The organism is Pyxidicoccus trucidator (genome assembly GCF_010894435.1).
Taxonomy (GTDB): domain Bacteria; phylum Myxococcota; class Myxococcia; order Myxococcales; family Myxococcaceae; genus Myxococcus; species Myxococcus trucidator.
This window is the reverse complement of record NZ_JAAIXZ010000023.1, coordinates 181,092-197,406: the sequence shown is the minus strand read 5'-3', so window position 1 is coordinate 197,406 and position 16,315 is coordinate 181,092. Positions and strand designations below refer to the sequence as shown.

Genomic DNA, 16,315 nt, shown 5'->3' with positions numbered 1-16,315 from the left:
ACCTCAGGCGTCCACCGGTCCATGTGCGCTCCTGCCGTGTCCTCGGACCTACCTGCGCACTCTCTGGGCCGACGTCGATCCCCTGTCCCTTGCCTGCTCCCTCGCCCTAACCTGATCGGCGCTCTAGGGACCTTCGACCATCTGACCTTGGGTGTGCCGCTGGGCTTCTACCACCTGATTGCCGGAACGGGCCAAGGGGTGTCCTCGCTGGCGCGGGGAAGGTTCGAGCAGGCGGCACGTGAGCTGGCGCCCGCGGCACTGATGGTGGCGCTGTATGCAGGCGGCAGGAGCTCACGCTACCTGGCGGAGCCCGCTGTCACCGGGCGGAGTGTGCGGCGACCCCAGAGCTTCGCGCTCGACGTGCAGAGCTTGAAGGCGGTCGTGGATCGGCTGGAGGGACATCTGGGGGACAACGCCATCCGCGAATTGGTGCGGTACATCCAGTCGAGCCGTGACGCAGGCATGCTCGTGGCGGAGGGTGGAGAGCTTGCCGCAGCGGCCCTCTACGAGGCCGGGGGCAATGTACCAAAGGCCCGGCTGGCCTGGCTGTCCGAGGCAAGGTCCCAGCGTGCGGGAGCCGCGTCGAAGGAGCGCGGCGCCGAGACCTCTCCAAGAGGAGCGCCTTCAACCGATGCTCCCATCCGGAATGCGCGCCTGGCCGGGGAGAAGCACCCGGTCACCGGAGTTCCCTTCGATGCCGACGGCTACCCCGACTTCAGGGCCGCGGGAGTCGTCAAGGCCGAGGTGAAGATTCCCTATACTGGTTCAAGGGCCGGGGATTTTGCCGCCGCGAACAAGGCGGCCGGTCTTCGAGAGACACCCAAGGGAATGACCTGGCATCACCACCAGGACCGGACGACCATGCAGCTCGTTCCTACCGACCTTCACGCCCGGACGGGGCATACCGGCGGTTTCTCGGGACAACCATGAGGGTTCAGCTCGTGCAGACAACCGAGGGTGGACCCCTCCTCAACGAGGAGGAGCTTCGTGGGTTCGAGGCGCGGTACGGCATCACGCTCTCCGCCCCCTATCGGGCCTTCTTGCTGGCCACCAATGGCGGACGACCTGAGCGGGACCTCTTCGCGCTCAACGGGCTGGAGGAAAACCCGTTGGGTCGAATCCATGTGTTCTTTGGACTGAAGGACCCTGTTGTGTCGTGCAACCTCGATTGGAACCTCGAGGTTTTCAGGGAGCGCATCCCCGCGGGATTCCTCCCAATCGCGACGACAGAAGGGGCAGACAAGGTCTGTCTGTCCGTTGCTGGAGAGGAGGCGGGAGGCGTTTTCTACTGGGACGCCCACGCTCGTGAAGGTTCGAGTAGCACCTACTTCCTGGCTGCCGACTTTGGTGCCTTCGTGTCGTCGCTCCAGTCCGATGAGCTGTCGCCTCTCATGCTCAAGTCCTGAGCGCCGCACCTGGAGCAGGCGGCCGAGGGGCATGGCGGCGATATGTCCGGAAGGCCGCCGCGTTCCTGCCCCCAGAGCCAGGGGTGTGTCCTGCCGCGTGTGGGAGGCGCGAGCCTCGCCGTGTGGTGCACGACGGGCAGGGCGCCGCGACAACTTGCCGCAGCGGCCGGGCCGGCCTCCTCTGCTACCCATCCGTATCGTCAGTCAGGGTGGCCCCCGCCCACCCTCGTGGAGGTCCTTCGATGAACGCAGTCCTGAAGTCCGCGCCCTGGTGTCTGCTGACTGCCCTGTTGCTCATGCAGGGCTGTGGCGAGAGCGAGAAGACGTACACGGTGCGCTTCAGCCCACAGGTCCGTGAGCAGTCCCTGTCCTGTGGCACCAGCTACACCGATATCGGCACCTCGCGCGGCGTCATCGAGCTGCTCGACTTCAAGGTGTACCTCCGCGACGTCGCCCTGGTGCGCGCCAATGGCGAGCGGCACCCGCTGGAGCTGGAGCAGGACGGCACGTGGCAGCGCGACTCGATTGCGCTCCTGGACTTCGAGGACGGCACCGGCACCTGTGACACCGGCAGCCCGCAGGTGCGCACGCAGGTGGTGGGCACCGCGCCCGAGCATGACGACTACACGGGCCTGGAGTTCAAGGTGGGTCTGCCCCCGGACATGAACCACCTGGACGGCGCCACCGCGCCCGCGCCCCTCAATGCGCCCGGTATGTGGTGGAGCTGGCAGGGCGGCTACAAGTTCATCCGCCTGGACGTGCGCACGCGCACCAATGACTCCTTCTACTTCCACCTGGGCGCGGCCGGGTGCAGGGGCACCGTGGCCGAGGGCTTCACCTGCTCCTCCGACAACCAGGCCACCGTGGTGCTGAGCGACTTCAACCCGGACAGCAACCAGGTGGTGCTGGACGCGGCGGGCCTCTACTCGAAGCTGGACGTGGACCGTGTCGCCGACAACACCACGGACTCGCTGTCCGGCTGCATGTCCTCCGCGGCGGACCCGGAGTGCCCGGCGTTCTTCGAGCAGCTCGGCCTGGCCGTGGACGGCACTCCCCGCGCGCTGCCCACCACCTTCTTCCGCGTCCGCTGAGCCCGGGACTCCACCATGTCTCGACCCACGTTCCACTCCGCCGCCACGCGCATGGCGCTGCTGCTCGCGCTGGCCGCGAGCCTGTCCACCGCCTGTGGCTCCGACGACGATGACGGCGCCCCCACTCCTCCCACGGTGCAGCGCGCGCCGGAGCTGGACGCCGTGTCGCTGAAGAGCCAGCGCGGCGCCTCCAGCCACGAGGCGGGCAGCAACTGCATGGCGTGCCACGGGCCCAACGGTACCGCGCCAGGGCGCTTCACCGTGGCCGGCACCGCCGTCAACTCGCGGCGGCAGCCCAACCCGGACGCGACGATTACCCTCTCCACGGCGCCCAATGGCGCGGGCACCCTGGTGCTGATGCTGGACGCGGACGCGAGCGGCAACTTCTACACGACGGAGGCCGTGCCCCTGCTCCAGCAGCAGCTCTACCCTCGGGTGACCAGCATCACCACGGCGTCCGTGAACTACATGCCGTTCCCCTCCATGTCGGGCGCCTGCAACGTCTGCCACGTGGGGAGCAACCCCGTCGACCTGGACTGAGGGAGCCACCCGCGATGTCTCGTGCATGGAAGGTGAGTGCCCTGCTGGGCGCGTTGCTGGCGGTGGGCTGCGACGGTGAGGAGCCGCACCCACCGCCGCCCGGGCCCACGTACGACTGGAAGCTGCCGGCGGGCTTCCCGGAGCCCTTCGTCCCCGTGGACAACCCCATGTCCGAGGAGAAGGTGCAGCTGGGCCGCCACCTCTTCTACGACTCGCGGCTGTCCGGCAACGGCACGCTGTCCTGCGCGAGCTGCCACGAGCAGCAGCGCGCCTTCACGGACGGCAAGGCCACGCCCGTCGGCTCCACGGGAGACCACGTCCCGCGCAACGCGCCGGGACTGGCCAACGTGGCGTACCTGTCCACGTACACCTGGGCCAACCCCCAACTGGAGACGCTGGAGACGCAGGCCCTGGTGCCGCTGTTCAACGAGGTGCCCACGGAGCTGGGCCTGGCGCCCCGGCTGGACGAGGTGCTCCAGCGCCTGCGGAGCGACACGCGCTACCCGGAGCTCTTCCGTGCGGCCTTCCCCGACGAGGCCGAGCCCGTGGGCAAGGACGCCATCGTCAAGGCGCTGGCGTCCTTCCAGCGCACGCTGCTGTCGGGCAGCTCGCCGTATGACCGCTACCTGCAAGGGGACAACACGGCCATGGCGCCCGCGGCGAAGCGGGGGATGGAGCTGTTCTTCGGCGAGCGGGCGGAGTGCTACCACTGCCACAGCGGCCCGCACCTGACGAACTCGTTCCGGGCAAAGGACTCGCGGCTGCCGGGCATGCAGTTCTTCAACACCGGCCTGTACGACGTGGATGGCAACGGCGCCTACCCGCCGGACAGCCCGGGCCTCTTCGAGTTCACCCACAAGGCCACGGACCAGGGCCGCTTCCGCGTGCCGCCGCTGCGCAACGTGGCGCTGACGGCGCCGTACATGCACGACGGCAGCATTCCCACGCTGGAGGCGGTCATCGACCACTACACATCCGGTGGGCGCAACGTGACGGAGGGGCCCTTCGCTGGTGACGGGCGCGCGAATCCGAACAAGGACCCGCTGGTGCGCCCCTTCACCCTCACCCCCGACGAGCGCGCGGACCTGATTGCCTTCCTGGAGAGCCTGACGGACACGGCCTTCACCCAGGACCCGCGCTTCTCCAATCCCTGGCAGTAGTCGCCCCGGCGGGCCGTGCGCCCGCCCTGGGGCGCGCTGGCCTCGAGCCTCCCGGGCACGTCCACCCAGGTGCGGGAAGGGGCTCACCGTTCGCGTGAGCCCCGGAGCACCGGGTGGCTCAGCCGCCGGACTGGCGGCCTTCAATCGCGCACAGGAGCACCGCGGCTGCGATGCCCAGGCGCCGGTCCAGCCGGCCCTGCGTGTCCACGGAGAAGTCCAAGTCAATCTTCGCGATGAACGGGTTGAAGCGCTGCCGGAAGGTGAGCACGGGCACGCCGCCCATGGTGCCGCTGAAGGTCTGCGGAATGAGGTTGGTGAGCAGGCGCCGCACCAGCGCCATCACCATGCTGTCCTCTTCAATCTTCCCAATCTCCTGCCCGCCCACGTCGAGCACGAGCCACTCGTCGCGCAGGATGGAGCGCAGGCCCTTGCGGCGCAGCGCGCCCACGCGCTCGCCCGTGGTGGCATCGGTGACGTCGTACGTGGCGCCCAGGTCCAGGATGCTGCGCGCCTGGATGGTGAGCAGCTCCTGGCTCATGTCCTCGCCGCTGTAGATGCGCAGGTCCTCCTTCAGCTTGAAGGCCTTCATCTTCGAGTAGAAGGCGACGTTGCCCGCCTCGTCGTAGATGTGGAACGCGCCGCCGAACAGCTTGAAGAACTGACGGCGAATCATGAAGCGGCTCTGGCCGAAGCGGCCGCGAGCAAGCTCGGTGCTGGAGCGCTGCTGGAGTGCGGTGGACATGGACACACCATATCCCGGAGGAGGGCAGGCCCCGCTCCCGGAAGAGAGTCGCGAAATACCCGCTCCCCAGGAGCCGTCAGCGGGAAGGCGGGTACTTCTGGAGCTTGCGCTGCAGGGAGCGCCGGTGGATGCCGAGCTTCCGCGCGGCCTCGGAGATGTTGCCCCCGGAGTCGGCTAGCACCCGGTTGATGTGCTCCCACTCCGCGCGGGCGAGGGAGGGTGCCTCGAAGCTCTCCGGCACCGCGACGGAGGGCTCACCGGAGACGCGCGCGAAGGCCGCGAGCAGGTCGTCCACGTCCGCGGGCTTGGGCAGGTAGTTCACCGCGCCCAGGCGGATGGCGTCCACCGTGGTGGCGATGCTGCCGTAGCCGGTGAGGACGACGATGCGCGTGGAGGCGTCCACGGCGAGCAAGTCTCTCAGCAGCTCCAGGCCGCTGCGGCCCGGCATGCGCAGGTCCACCACGGCGTACTCCGGCGACTCGCGGCGCGCGGCGGCGAGGGCCGCGTCGTAGTCGCCGGCGGTGGTGACGTCCCAGCCGCGCTCTCGGAAGGCCCGGGCCAGCCGCTCGCGCAGGGTGGCGTCGTCATCCACGAGCAGCAGGCTGGGGTGGTGTGCCCCCGTGGGGCCCGGGGCGCTCATTGCGCCACCTCCGCGAGAAGCGGCAGCACGCGCGTGGCGCGTCTTCCCCGCCGCTGTCCCACCGTGCTCATGACGCCGCCTCCGCGCCCCGGGGCTCGCCCACCGGCAGCGCGAGGCTCGCGGTGGTGCCCTGTCCCGGCGTCGAGCGCAGCTCCAGCGAGCCGCCGAGCTGCTCCGCCAGCGTGCGCGCGAGGAAGAGGCCCAGGCCCATGCCCTCGCCCGGCGCCTTCGTGGTGAAGAACGGCTCACCCGCGCGTGCCAGCACCTCCGCCGCCATGCCCGCGCCGCCGTCGCGCACCTCCAGCCTCGCGCTGGCCCGCTCCGCACGCACGCGCAGCTCCACGAACTTCGGCTCCGGCGTGGCCTGGAGCGCGTTCTTCACCAGCCCTCGCAGCACCCGCGCCAGCGCGCGCGGTGGGCCGTGCACCTGCCAGGCGCGCAGCTCACCAGGCACCTCCACCCGCACCCGCGCCGCGCCGGCCAGCTCCGCCAGCGTGTCCTCCACCAGCCGCCCCAGCGCAATCGCATGGAAGGGCTCGCCCGTGGTCTGCCCCGCGTCCGCGGACATCTGCACCAGCACGTCGCGGCAGCGGTCCACCTGCTGGCGGATGAGGCGCAGGTCCTCGCGCACGCTCTCCGAGGTACCCGAGGCAGCCAGCGCGCGCTCCACCTCCTTCGCCACCACGGCGATGGTGGACAGCGGCGTGGACAGCTCGTGCGCCGCGCCCGCGGCCAGCGTCGCCAGCGAGGCCACCTTCTCCCGGCGCGCGTGCAGCGTCCGCGCCTGGGCCAGCTCCTGCTCCCGCGCGCCCAGGGCCCGCGTGACGCGCTGGACGAAGTAGACGATGAAGCCCGCCGCCACCGCGAAGGCCACCCACATGCCGTTGATGTGCAGCCGCATCAGCTCCGCATGGTCCGGCCGCGACAGCTCCAGCGGCAGCTCCACGTCCTGAATCACGAAGAGCGAGCCGAACGCCGCCAGCGTGAAGCCCAGCAGCCCCCACGTCCACCGCGCGGGCAGCAGCACCGTGCCCAGCGCCACATTCACCAGGTACAGCGTGGTGAAGGGGTTGTGCGTGCCTCCACTGAGGGCCAGCAGGCCGGTGAGCACCAGCGTGTCCCACAGCATCAGCTTGCCGATGGTGCCCTCCGTCACCCGCCGCGCCCGGTGCAGCCACGCGCGCACGGACAGGTTGGTGAGCGCCTCCAGCCCCAGCAGCGCCGCCAGCACCGGCATCGGCAGCGCCAGCTCCAGCCCGTACGCCGCCACCGCGATGACCAGCGCCTGCCCCAGCAGCAGGCCCCAGCGCAGGCGCAGCAGCCACTCCAGGTTGATGCGCGCGCGAGAGGTGGGCTCGGGAGGCGGGGCGTCGGGCGTCATGGCACGGCGGTGGGCCATCAGGGCCCGGGAGGAGTCGGGACTTCGGACTTCATGGCACGGTCGGGGCCTGGTGCGAAGCGGAGCGGGCCACGTTGCCCAGCAGGTCGACACGCGCGGGCGGCGTCAGGTGACTCACGCCATCCAGCCACACGTCCCAGGCGAGCGTGAAGACGAGCGCTGCCTTCGGCTGCTCCTCCGACAGCGTCAGCCCGTCCAGCACCACGTCCACCGAGGTCTGCCCGCCGACGCTCACGTCGAAGGGCTGGGACTCCCCGCTGTCGGGCAGGGACAGGGTGCCGCGCAGGTGCAGGCTGCGGCCCACCATGTCCATGGGCTCCGGACCCGCGGAGGCGGCGGAGAGGCCCTCCGCGTCGGCGTCCGCTGGCTGGAAGGTGAGGCGCGCGCGGCAGTAGCGGCCCGGCGGCGGGCGCAGCGTGCCCAGGGCGGTGACTTCCCCGTCCTCGCGCTCCAGGCCGACGACGTGGGGCGTGCCCAGGCGCCGGGGGCTCGACACCGAGTGCGCCCAGGCGGTGCTCACGGGCGACAGCCCTCGCAGCAGGCGTCGCCAGCCGGCCTCCTCGCAGGGCATCAGCTCCACGCTGCCCAGCGTGAAGAGCGCGCGGGTGAGGGACGCGCGGGTGCCCTGGTCGTTGACGAGGGTGCGCGGGCCGGCCGCCTCCACGGCGGGGCGGGCGCGCACGGTGGTCAGCCCGAGGGTGAGCTCCAGTCCCTCCACGCGCTCGCCACCCGCGCAGGCGGCGAGACAGAGGAGGGTGGCGGGCAGGGCGCGGGACTTCAGGGGGGAACGCATGCGCTCAGAGGTCGTACGCGACGGACATCATCGCGATGGGAGTGGGGGCCACGCGGCCACGCAGCCGGTTGAAGAAGGGCACTCGCACGCCGGCCGCGAGGACGATGTCCGTTGCAGGGCTGAAGAGGACGTCGGGCGACGCGTAGCCGATGACGCCGCCGCCGTTCTCCTCCTTCTCGCCATCGATGTCGCTCGCGGCCTCGATGCGCCCATCCAGTCCCAGGCGCACGGCCCAGCGGGGCGCGGGCTGGTACTGCGCCGCGAGCGTGGTGCGCACGGACGCGCCCGCGCGGAAGCCGAGGATGCCGCGCGTGGGCAAGAAGCCGGTGGCGCTGGCGAGGAAGGACCACGAGCCCCGGAAGTGCTGGTACGCCACACCCGCCAGCGGGTCCACCGAGCCACTGCCGAGCTGCGTGTCCAGGTCCAGCTCCGTCCCGTCCGCCGCGCGCAGCACCGGCGCGGTGGGCAGCTTCACGCCGGCCAGCACACTGAAGAGGTGGTCCGGGGAGAAGTCCTTGTCCTGGTAGATGAAGGCCTTGGCGCTGAGCTCCACGTCGCCCACGCCCCAGCCGCGCTCGCGGGCGAGGCTCACATCGCGCACCTCGCGGGCCTGCAGGGGCAGGGTGGCCGCGAGGAAGAGCCATGGCACCGGCGCGTACGCGGCGGCCACGTCCATGCGCGCCTCGCGCAGGCGCAGCGCGTTCTCGTTGTCGCGCCCCACCGTCTGGCCCCAGGCGCGCAGCATGGTGGACAGGCGAAGGCGTCCGGAGAACGGCTGCTCGGTGCCCATGGAGGTGAGCGTCGGGTCGCCGCAGGCGCAGGTGGCACAGGCCCGGGCGTCCGGGCCAGGCACCAGCAGCAGCAGGCTGGCGAGGAGGAAGGGGGCGGCGGGGGGCATTCTCACGGCGCCGGGCAACATAGGCGCGGGAGGGCAGGGGGTGCGTGTGGCGAGTTGTCGCAGCGGGGACAAGCGGACGGGGAGAGTGCCCCAGAGTCGTAGAGCGGACGAGCAGGCGGGCGCCCGCTGTCCCGCCGGAATCAATGGCCACCTTGTGAATGACTTCTGCCCGCTGGCGTTGAGGGGGTGGGAGGCGGGACACAGGGAGGACGTCATGGGCGTGCTTGCGCCGCTGGGCCGGCTGCTCTTCTCGGCCATCTTCATCACCAGTGGCTTGAACCACTTCTTCCAGCTGCAGGCGCTCACGGCCTACGCGCAGTCCTCGGGCGTGCCGGAGCCGCGCCTGGCGGTGCTGGCGTCCGGCGTGGCGCTGGTGCTGGGCGGCCTGTTCGTGCTGCTGGGCGTGTTCGCCCGCCTGGGCGCGGCGGCCATCGCCGTCTTCCTGGTGGCCGCGGCCTTCATGGTCCACAAGTTCTGGCTCGTCACCGACCCGGTGCAGGCGCAGAACCAGCTCATCCACTTCATGAAGAACCTCTCCATGGCGGGAGGCGCCCTGTTCATCGTCTATTTCGGTTCAGGGCCCTTCAGCCTCCGTGGCCGCAAGCGCGAAGAGGGGCTCGGCGGTGGACGCCTGGGCATGCCGCTGCGGCACTGAGGTAGACCGCACGGTCGCCTTGCAGGGCCCGCTCGGAGGAAGTCCACGACCCGCATCCATGCCCGGTGCCGTCGCGTAGCTCCATGAGAGAGACCTGGATGTCCCAGGTCCGTGGATGCGAGGCACACGTGGAAGCGAATCATCAGAAGAAGGAGCTCCAGGTTTCGGTGAAGGAACTCGAGCTGGCAGGGGCACCCGGCAAGGCCATGTGGGTGCGTTGGGACAGCAACGGAGCGGGCGACGGGCTCTCCGCCTATGACGTCAACCTGGTCCTCGAGAATGGCCGCGTGCTGCAGTTGGCGCAGGGCCTGCCGGCGGGCGTGCATGAGTGGATGACAGCGGCGGCGGCCTCCGGGAAGGCGCGCGTCCAGGTCGTGGGCGTGCACGCGGACAACAGCGAGGTGGCGCGGGGGCTCGGACCGTGGATGGAGCTGCCGGAGGGTGAGGTCTCCGCGGCGCAGCGGCACATGCCCGATGCCCAGGCTGTCTGGGCCGTCGGCGCGCCGAGCGTCAGCTCCATCAACCCCGGCACGCTCTCCGCAGGGACGACGGTCGTCACCCTCCGGGGCATGAACCTGCCGCTGTCCTTCGGTTACACGCTCACCAACGTGTACGGACAGCCGCTGCTGGGCACGGGGACGGGCTTCCCGTCGGGCAGCTCCACCTCCGTGAGCGTGCCCTTCTACGTCGCGTCCAACGTGCCGCCGGGGCAGTACCTGCTGCGGGTCTCCAACCAGTCCGGGAGCACGTCGGTGCCCGTCTACATCGTGACGGCCCCCAGGCCGCCCAACATCAACTACCTCGACCCGAGCCTCATCTACCCGGACAACAGCGGTCCGACGCGGCAGCTCATCGTCGGTGGAGACAACCTGCCGACGAGCGTCTCGGGCTACTCCGTGTCGTCGCCGCAGATTGGCCTGTCGCTCGTGGTGCCGAATCCCTCCAGCGCCATCCTGTCCCTGTCCAACCTGACCTCGGTGCCGTCGGGGCGGTACACGCTCACGGCCTTCAACCCGGCGGGCTCGGCGTCGCGGTACCTCGACATCATCCGCTTCTTCTGACCCCGAGGCAGGGCTACGGCGCGGGGCGGCGGAGCCACTCCTCGAACCGCGTCGGCCCGACACGCGGTGTGGCGCCCGGCGTGAGCGAGGTGTCGTCCAGCTCCACGCCAAAGTAGCGCGCGCGTGCGTCGGCGATGACCTGGCGCCCGTCCTGCTTCGCGGCCATGAAGCGCTGGACCACGTCGACGAGGCGCACACGCTCCGGCCCGGCCACTTCGACGATGCCGTTGACGGGCGCGCCCAGCGCCACGTCGGCCACCGCGTCCGCCACGTCGTCCGAAGCGATGGGCTGCATGAGCGCCGTGGACAGGCGCACCGCCTCGCCTTCCGTTCCCGCCTGCGCGATGCCGCCCATGAACTCGAAGAACTGCGTCGAGCGCACGAGGGTGTACGGGACTCTTCCGGCGGTAATCAGCTTCTCCTGCGCCATCTTGCCGCGGAAGTAGCCGCTGCCCAGCAGCCGCTCGGTGCCGACCACCGACAGCGCGACGTGGTGCTTCACGCCGGCCTTCTCCTCCGCCGCGAGGAGATTGCGCCCCGAGGTCTCGAAGAACTCCAGCACGGCCTTGTCCTCGAAGGACGGCGAGTTCGCCACGTCCACGACCACCTGCGCGCCCGCGAGCGCCTCCGCCAGGCCCTCGCCCGTGAGGGCGTTGACGCCCGAGCTGGGCGCCGCCGCCACCACCTCGTGGCCCTGCCCGCGAAGCCTCTTCGCCACCTTCGTTCCGATGAGGCCGGTGCCCCCGATGACCACGATTTTCATGAGTGCCTTTCCATTGACGGGGGGAACGTACGGAGGAAAGGTTCTGGCAGCCATGACATCCAACCCTGATTTTCTGCCAGGTTCCGGCGGGCCGCGCACCGTGCTCTTCGTGGCCTTTCCGGACATGGGGTTGCTGGACCTGACAGGTCCCCAGACGGTGTTCTGGGCCGCGTCGAAGGCCCTGGCGGAGCGCGGAGTGCCGGGATACGTCCGCCACACCGTGAGCCTGGACGGCGGGCTGGTGCAGACGGCGGAAGGCGTCGCGTTGCAGACGGTGCCGCTCGCCGCGTTCAAGGGCGTCAAGGTCGACACCCTCATCATCCCTGGCTCGCCGGACATCGAGCACGTGCTGGCCCGGTTGGAGCCGCTGACTGAATGGCTGCGGCGGAAGGCGAAGTCGGCTCGCCGCACCGCCTCTGTCTGCAGCGGCACCTTCTTGCTGGCACAGGCCGGACTGCTTCACGGCAGGCGCGCGGCAACGCATTGGGCCATGTGCGACCTGCTGAGCGAGCGCTTCCCCTCCATCAAGCTGGACCGTGACGCGCTCTTCGTCCGTGAAGGCCCGGTGTGGACCTCCGCGGGCGTCAGTGCGGGCCTCGACCTGTGCCTGGCACTGGTGGAGGCGGACCATGGACATGACATCGCCATGAAGGTGGCGAGGGAGCTGGTCGTCTTCCTGAAGCGGCCGGGCGGGCAGTCGCAGTTCAGCGAGTTGCTGCGGTCGCAGACCCAGGACAGCACCACCTTCGATGAGCTGCACCTGTGGCTCGCGAACAACCTGGGCCGCGACGACCTCACCGTCGAGACGCTGGCCGAGAAGGCCCGGATGAGCCCGCGCAACTTCGCGCGCGTCTACAAGCAGAAGACCGGTCGCACCCCGGCGAAGGCTGTTGAAGTCCTGCGGCTGGAGGCGGCGAAGCGGTTGCTGGAGGAGTCGAAGCGCAACGTCGACCAGGTTGCCCGGATGTGCGGCTTCGGGAACGAGGAACGAATGCGGGTGACCTTCCAGCGCAATCTCTCCGTCTCGCCGAGGGACTACCGGAAGCGGTTCGCGACGTAGCCGGCGGTTCCGGGCTACGGGAACGCCGGGCCAGCTCACCGAGGTCACCTCCGCGGAGCAGGTCGAAGTGACGTGCGCTCCACGGCCCTTCCATCCTCGATGACGAAGACCCGCGGGCGCAGGTCTCCGATGCCCGGAGCCCGGACATGCGGAAGGTCCTTGTGCTCCGCGGCTCCGAAGGTCAGGAAGTTGAGCCGTGCCTCACTGAGGCTCACGCGGTTGGGCCCTCCACGGTACGTGTCCGCATCATCGCTGTCCTGGCCGTCATCCTCCCAGAAGCAGATAGGGCAGATGTCGTAGTCGCCTCGGGCATCGAGCGTGGCATGGCCGCAGGCTTCCTTTCTATGCCACCCGCTCCACGCGGAGGCGCGCGGGCAGGCCGTTGAGGCTGACCTCCTCCTCGCTACCGGTGAGGCCGTCGGGGCCGACGTGGATTTCCGCGGCCAGCGTCTCGCGGGAGATGAGCGCGCGGGCCTCGTCCGTCACGCGCTTCACCCGGGCGTCGCCGTCCACCCACAGCCGGATGCGGTCCGCGTAGCCCAGCTCCAGGTCCTTGCGCGCGCCCTGCACCCTCGCCAGCAGCTCGCGCACGAGGCCCTCGTCCACCAGCGCCTCCGTCAGCTCGGTGTGCAGCACCACCACGCCCACGCCCGCGCCCGCCGCCGCATGGCCGGGCGTGGCCTCCACCAGCGTCTCCAGCTCCTCCGCCGGGAACACCAGGTCCTCGCCGCCCACGTTCATGGCCACCCGGCCCGTCCGGAGCAGCTCTCCGTGAAGCGCGCGGCCGTCCGCCGAGTCGAACGCCTTGCGCACCGGCGCCAGCCTGGGCCCGAGCCGGCTGCCCACCGCGCGCAGCTGGGGCCGCACGCGGTAGCGCACCACGTCCGCTTCCTGGCTGCCCGGCTCCAGGAACCGGACCTCGTGGACGTTCAGCTCGTCCGTGATGAGCTCGCGGTACACCGCCACGCGCTCCGTCAGCTCCTTGCGCGCGAGGATGACGTCCGCGCGCGACAGCGGCTGGCGCACCTTGAGCTTGTTGTCCGTGCGTACCTTCAGGCCCAGCGACACCAGCTCGCGCACCGCGCCCATCTCCGCCGCGAGCCCCTCGTCCATGAGGCTCGCGTCCACCTCCGGGAAGCTCGCGAGGTGCACGCTCTCCGGCTGGGACTCCGGCCACGGGTTGCGCACCAGGTTGCCCCACAGCTCGTCCGCGAAGAAGGGGATGAAGGGCGCGGACAGCGCGGCGAGGGTGGTGAGCGCCTCGTACAGCGTGAAGTACGCGTCCTGCTTGTCCTGCTCGAAGCCGGGTGCCCAGTAGCGTGGACGCCCCCGGCGCACGTACCAGTTGGAGAGCGCGTCCACGAGCGCCACCAGCCGCTGGGCGGCGTCATGGACCTGGTAGGCGTCCAGCGCCCTGGACACCTCGCGGACGGTGAACTGCACCTCCGAGAGCATCCATCGGTCCAGCACCGACCGCTCCTTCACCTCGCGCCAGCCCTGGCTGTGCCGCACGGCCTTCCACGGCGCCTCCGAGGCGTCCGCGTTGCCCGCGGCCGGGTTGAAGCCGTCGAGGTTCGCGTAGATGGTGAAGAACGAGTAGACGTTGCGCAGCTTGACCTGGAAGTCCTTCTGCAAGAGCCGCACGTTGGCCAGCGAGTGGCGCGTGTTGGACCAGGAGGGGCTCGCCGCGAAGAAGAACCAGCGGAACGCGTCCGCGCCGGGAGCGCGGGTGGTCGGGTCCCTCAACACCACGCGCTCGCCAGGCGCCAGCCGGGGCACCTCCACCGGCATGACGTCCGCCCCACGCGGGGAAGGCGCCACGCCGAGCGCGTGCAGCGCGTCGGGGGCGAGCAGGGCCACCCGGCGCTTGAGCTTCTTGTGCACCTTCAGCGTGACGGTGACGACGGTGTCCGGCCGGTCCGGGCGGAAGAGCTGCACCCGGGCGCCCTCCTGCAGGTCCAGGCCCTCCAGGTCCTCGCGGGCGATGAGCGCCACGCCGGCCTCTCCGGGCATGCCGGCCTCCGCGGCGGTCAGCACCGCGAAGTCCATGCGCACCTCGTCGAGGATGATCTCCGGCGGGGTGTAGTTGCCCTTGGACTTGGACTCCTTCTTGCCGTCCTTGTCCGAGACGTGGCCGAGCACGATGCAGTTCTTGTACGGGTGCGGCCAGCCGCGCGAGGGGGCAAGGCCCATGCGCTGCTGCGTCTCCTCGTCGAAGACGAGCGTGCTCACCATCAGCAGCGAGTAGAACCAGCCACGCGTCTGGTCGATGGCCTCGGAGATGAAGTCCGCGGGGAAGGTGCGGTTGAAGACCTCTCGTGAGCCCGGCGCGTGCGGGAAGCCCCACTGCGCGAAGGGCATGCAGCCCGAGTCGAACCACACGTCCACCACCTCGGGCACGCGCTGGAAGCGTCCCGAGGCGCCGGGCTTCTGGTACGTCACCTTGTCAATCCACGGCTTGTGGACGATGAGGTGCTCGGCGTTGGCCTCGTGCGGCTTGCCGGCGAGGAAGGCGCGCAGCTCCGCCTCCACCGCGGCCAGGTTGTTGCCTGGCTTCTCGCGCAGGGCCTGGAGGGAGGGGACGGCCTCCACCTCCCCCGTCTCCGAGTGCACCCACAGCGGGAGCGCCGTGCCCCAGTAGCGCTCGCGCGAGAGGGCCCAGTCCACGTTGTTGGCGAGGAAGTCGCCGAAGCGGCCTTCCTGGATGTGCTCGGGCACCCAGTTGACGGCGCGGTTGTTGGCGATGGCCTGGTCGATGACCGAGGTGGTGCGGATGTACCAGGCGGGCCGGGCGTACTGGATGAGCGGGTCGTTGTCCGCGCGCCAGCAGAAGGGGTACTCATGCTTGTACTGCTCGGCGAGCAGCAGCAGCCCGCGCTCCTTGAGGTTGCGCTGGAGGTCCTTGTCCGCGTCCTTCACGAAGCGGCCGGCCACCAGGGGCACCTCGTCGACGAAGGTGCCGTCCGGCTTCACCGCGCAGAGAATCTCCAGCGCGTCCGGGTTGGCGAAGCGCGGCCTGTCCCGGCGGAAGGTCTCATAGTCGTCCTCGCCGAAGGCCGGCGCGGTGTGGACGATGCCCGTGCCGCTGTCGAGCGTGACGTAGTCCGCGCCGACCACGCGCCACGCCATCGCCTCGGTGCCGCCATCCTTGAGCGGCAGCTCCACGTCCCCGGCGCTGCGGAAGTAGAGGTCGAAGGGCGGGGTGTAGCGCCTGCCCACCAGCGCGCTGCCCGGCTGCCTGGCCAACACGGGCAGGTCCTTCTTGAGCTTCTTCGCCAGCTCCTCGCGCAGCGCGGCGGCGATGATGAGCTTGCGGTCTCCCGCGTCCACGGTGACGTAGTCCACGGACGGGTTGACGGCCGCGTACATGTTGGACGGCAGCGTCCAGGGCGTGGTGGTCCAGATGAGCAGCGCGGTGTCCGGCGCGTCCCGCAGCGGGAAGGCGACGTAGACGCTCGGGTCGTCTACCGTCTTGTAGCCGAGGCCCACCTCGGCGGCGCTCAGCGCGGTGCCGCCCTGCGGCCACCACCACACCACCTTGTGGCCCTGATAGAGCAGGCCCTTGCGGTACAGCTCGGCCAGCGCCCACCACACGCTCTCCACGAAGCCGCGGTGGTAGGTGACATAGGCCGTCTTCAGGTCCACCCAGAAGCCGATGCGCTCGGTGAGTCGCTCCCACTCGGCGGTGTACCGGAAAACGGACTCGATGCAGCGCTCGGTGAAGGGCTCCACGCCGTAGCGCTCGATTTCCGCCTTGCCATGGATGCGCAGCTCCTTTTCGACCTCCACCTCCACGGGCAGGCCGTGGGTGTCCCAGCCGGCCTTCCGGGGGACGTAGCGGCCGCGCATCGTCTGGTAGCGGGGGAACAGGTCCTTGATGACACGGGTGAGGACGTGGCCGTTGTGGGGCAGGCCGTTGGCCGTGGGCGGCCCCTCGTAGAAGACGAAGCTGGGGGCGGCCTCGCGGCCCTCGAGCGTGCGCTCGAAGATGCGGCGCTCCTTCCAGAAGGCCAGGATGCGGCGCTCGTCGGCGGGGAAGTCGAGTTCGCTGGAGACCGTGGAGAAAAGGGGCTGAGCCATGGCGCGCGGAAGATAGCAGCCGGGCTC

The 16,315-nt window shown here is 70.2% G+C and carries 15 protein-coding genes and 1 pseudogene; 8 read left to right on the top strand and 8 right to left on the bottom strand.

What is annotated here, in order from left to right; translation table 11 throughout:
• Positions 1 to 153: 153 nt before the first annotated feature.
• The 5 genes from G4D85_RS42250 (at position 154) to G4D85_RS42230 (ending at position 4,197) form a co-directional block, all read left to right on the top strand.
• Positions 154 to 930 (top strand): HNH endonuclease, encoded by a 777-nt coding sequence (locus G4D85_RS42250; protein WP_240359826.1) that lies wholly within the window; start codon positions 154 to 156, stop codon positions 928 to 930.
• An 11-nt stretch (positions 931 to 941) separates the two neighbouring features.
• Positions 942 to 1,406, top strand: coding sequence for an SMI1/KNR4 family protein (locus tag G4D85_RS42245; RefSeq protein WP_240359825.1), 465 nt, complete (start codon positions 942 to 944; stop codon positions 1,404 to 1,406).
• Positions 1,407 to 1,648: 242 nt separating this feature from the next.
• Entirely contained in the window at positions 1,649 to 2,497 is an 849-nt protein-coding gene (locus tag G4D85_RS42240) for an MbnP family copper-binding protein (protein WP_164019938.1), read from the top strand.
• A gap of 15 nt (positions 2,498 to 2,512) precedes the next feature.
• Positions 2,513 to 3,037, top strand: a complete 525-nt coding sequence (locus tag G4D85_RS42235; protein ID WP_164019937.1) for a hypothetical protein — start codon at positions 2,513 to 2,515, stop codon at positions 3,035 to 3,037.
• 14 nt (positions 3,038 to 3,051) lie between these two features.
• Positions 3,052 to 4,197 (top strand): methanobactin export MATE transporter MbnM, encoded by a 1,146-nt coding sequence (locus tag G4D85_RS42230; protein WP_164019936.1) that lies wholly within the window; start codon positions 3,052 to 3,054, stop codon positions 4,195 to 4,197.
• Positions 4,198 to 4,315: 118 nt separating this feature from the next.
• On the opposite strand, the gene G4D85_RS42225 is transcribed toward G4D85_RS42230, so the two are convergent.
• The 5 genes from G4D85_RS42225 to G4D85_RS42205 all read right to left on the bottom strand — a co-directional run bounded on the left by G4D85_RS42225 (position 4,316) and on the right by G4D85_RS42205 (position 8,669).
• Entirely contained in the window at positions 4,316 to 4,939 is a 624-nt protein-coding gene (locus G4D85_RS42225) for an LURP-one-related family protein (protein ID WP_164019935.1), read from the bottom strand.
• 76 nt (positions 4,940 to 5,015) lie between these two features.
• Entirely contained in the window at positions 5,016 to 5,579 is a 564-nt protein-coding gene (locus tag G4D85_RS42220) for a response regulator transcription factor (RefSeq protein WP_164019934.1), read from the bottom strand.
• A 67-nt stretch (positions 5,580 to 5,646) separates the two neighbouring features.
• The gene (locus G4D85_RS42215) at positions 5,647 to 6,960 is read right to left on the bottom strand and encodes an ATP-binding protein (RefSeq protein ID WP_164019933.1); all 1,314 of its coding nucleotides are present in this window, start codon (positions 6,958 to 6,960) and stop codon (positions 5,647 to 5,649) included.
• A gap of 49 nt (positions 6,961 to 7,009) precedes the next feature.
• Entirely contained in the window at positions 7,010 to 7,771 is a 762-nt protein-coding gene (locus tag G4D85_RS42210; protein WP_164019932.1) for a hypothetical protein, read from the bottom strand.
• A gap of 4 nt (positions 7,772 to 7,775) precedes the next feature.
• Complete coding sequence (locus G4D85_RS42205; RefSeq protein ID WP_240359824.1) at positions 7,776 to 8,669, bottom strand: transporter; 894 nt, start codon at positions 8,667 to 8,669, stop codon at positions 7,776 to 7,778.
• Positions 8,670 to 8,883: 214 nt separating this feature from the next.
• Here G4D85_RS42205 and G4D85_RS42200 point away from each other — a divergent pair, with 214 nt between their 5' ends.
• Both G4D85_RS42200 and G4D85_RS42195 read left to right on the top strand, forming a co-directional pair.
• Positions 8,884 to 9,324, top strand: coding sequence for a DoxX family protein (locus tag G4D85_RS42200; RefSeq protein ID WP_164019930.1), 441 nt, complete (start codon positions 8,884 to 8,886; stop codon positions 9,322 to 9,324).
• A 128-nt stretch (positions 9,325 to 9,452) separates the two neighbouring features.
• Positions 9,453 to 10,385, top strand: coding sequence for a COG1361 family protein (locus G4D85_RS42195; RefSeq protein ID WP_164019929.1), 933 nt, complete (start codon positions 9,453 to 9,455; stop codon positions 10,383 to 10,385).
• Positions 10,386 to 10,398: 13 nt separating this feature from the next.
• Here G4D85_RS42195 and G4D85_RS42190 read toward each other — a convergent pair whose 3' ends face one another.
• Positions 10,399 to 11,148, bottom strand: coding sequence for an SDR family oxidoreductase (locus G4D85_RS42190; protein ID WP_164019928.1), 750 nt, complete (start codon positions 11,146 to 11,148; stop codon positions 10,399 to 10,401).
• A 52-nt stretch (positions 11,149 to 11,200) separates the two neighbouring features.
• Here G4D85_RS42190 and G4D85_RS42185 point away from each other — a divergent pair, with 52 nt between their 5' ends.
• The gene (locus G4D85_RS42185; RefSeq protein WP_164019927.1) at positions 11,201 to 12,208 is read left to right on the top strand and encodes a GlxA family transcriptional regulator; all 1,008 of its coding nucleotides are present in this window, start codon (positions 11,201 to 11,203) and stop codon (positions 12,206 to 12,208) included.
• Between the two features lie 44 nt (positions 12,209 to 12,252).
• Here G4D85_RS42185 and G4D85_RS50925 read toward each other — a convergent pair.
• Both G4D85_RS50925 and ileS read right to left on the bottom strand, forming a co-directional pair.
• Positions 12,253 to 12,531 (bottom strand): annotated as a pseudogene (locus G4D85_RS50925) (CPCC family cysteine-rich protein); the annotation flags it as partial.
• Between the two features lie 19 nt (positions 12,532 to 12,550).
• Positions 12,551 to 16,288: an isoleucine--tRNA ligase gene (gene ileS, locus G4D85_RS42175; RefSeq protein ID WP_164019926.1), complete on the bottom strand. Its 3,738-nt coding sequence runs from the start codon at positions 16,286 to 16,288 to the stop codon at positions 12,551 to 12,553.
• Between the last annotated feature and the right edge of the window lie 27 nt (positions 16,289 to 16,315).

Coding starts and splice junctions, on each gene's coding strand:
- G4D85_RS42240 (WP_164019938.1), top strand. CDS start 1,649: ATGAACGCAGTCCTGAAGTCCGCGCCCTGGTGTCTGCTGACTGCCCTG.
- G4D85_RS42220 (WP_164019934.1), bottom strand. CDS start 5,579: ATGAGCGCCCCGGGCCCCACGGGGGCACACCACCCCAGCCTGCTGCTC.
- G4D85_RS42205 (WP_240359824.1), bottom strand. CDS start 8,669: ATGCCCCCCGCCGCCCCCTTCCTCCTCGCCAGCCTGCTGCTGCTGGTG.
- G4D85_RS42210 (WP_164019932.1), bottom strand. CDS start 7,771: ATGCGTTCCCCCCTGAAGTCCCGCGCCCTGCCCGCCACCCTCCTCTGT.
- G4D85_RS42190 (WP_164019928.1), bottom strand. CDS start 11,148: ATGAAAATCGTGGTCATCGGGGGCACCGGCCTCATCGGAACGAAGGTG.
- G4D85_RS42230 (WP_164019936.1), top strand. CDS start 3,052: ATGTCTCGTGCATGGAAGGTGAGTGCCCTGCTGGGCGCGTTGCTGGCG.
- ileS (WP_164019926.1), bottom strand. CDS start 16,288: ATGGCTCAGCCCCTTTTCTCCACGGTCTCCAGCGAACTCGACTTCCCC.
- G4D85_RS42185 (WP_164019927.1), top strand. CDS start 11,201: ATGACATCCAACCCTGATTTTCTGCCAGGTTCCGGCGGGCCGCGCACC.
- G4D85_RS42235 (WP_164019937.1), top strand. CDS start 2,513: ATGTCTCGACCCACGTTCCACTCCGCCGCCACGCGCATGGCGCTGCTG.
- G4D85_RS42215 (WP_164019933.1), bottom strand. CDS start 6,960: ATGACGCCCGACGCCCCGCCTCCCGAGCCCACCTCTCGCGCGCGCATC.
- G4D85_RS42225 (WP_164019935.1), bottom strand. CDS start 4,939: ATGTCCACCGCACTCCAGCAGCGCTCCAGCACCGAGCTTGCTCGCGGC.
- G4D85_RS42200 (WP_164019930.1), top strand. CDS start 8,884: ATGGGCGTGCTTGCGCCGCTGGGCCGGCTGCTCTTCTCGGCCATCTTC.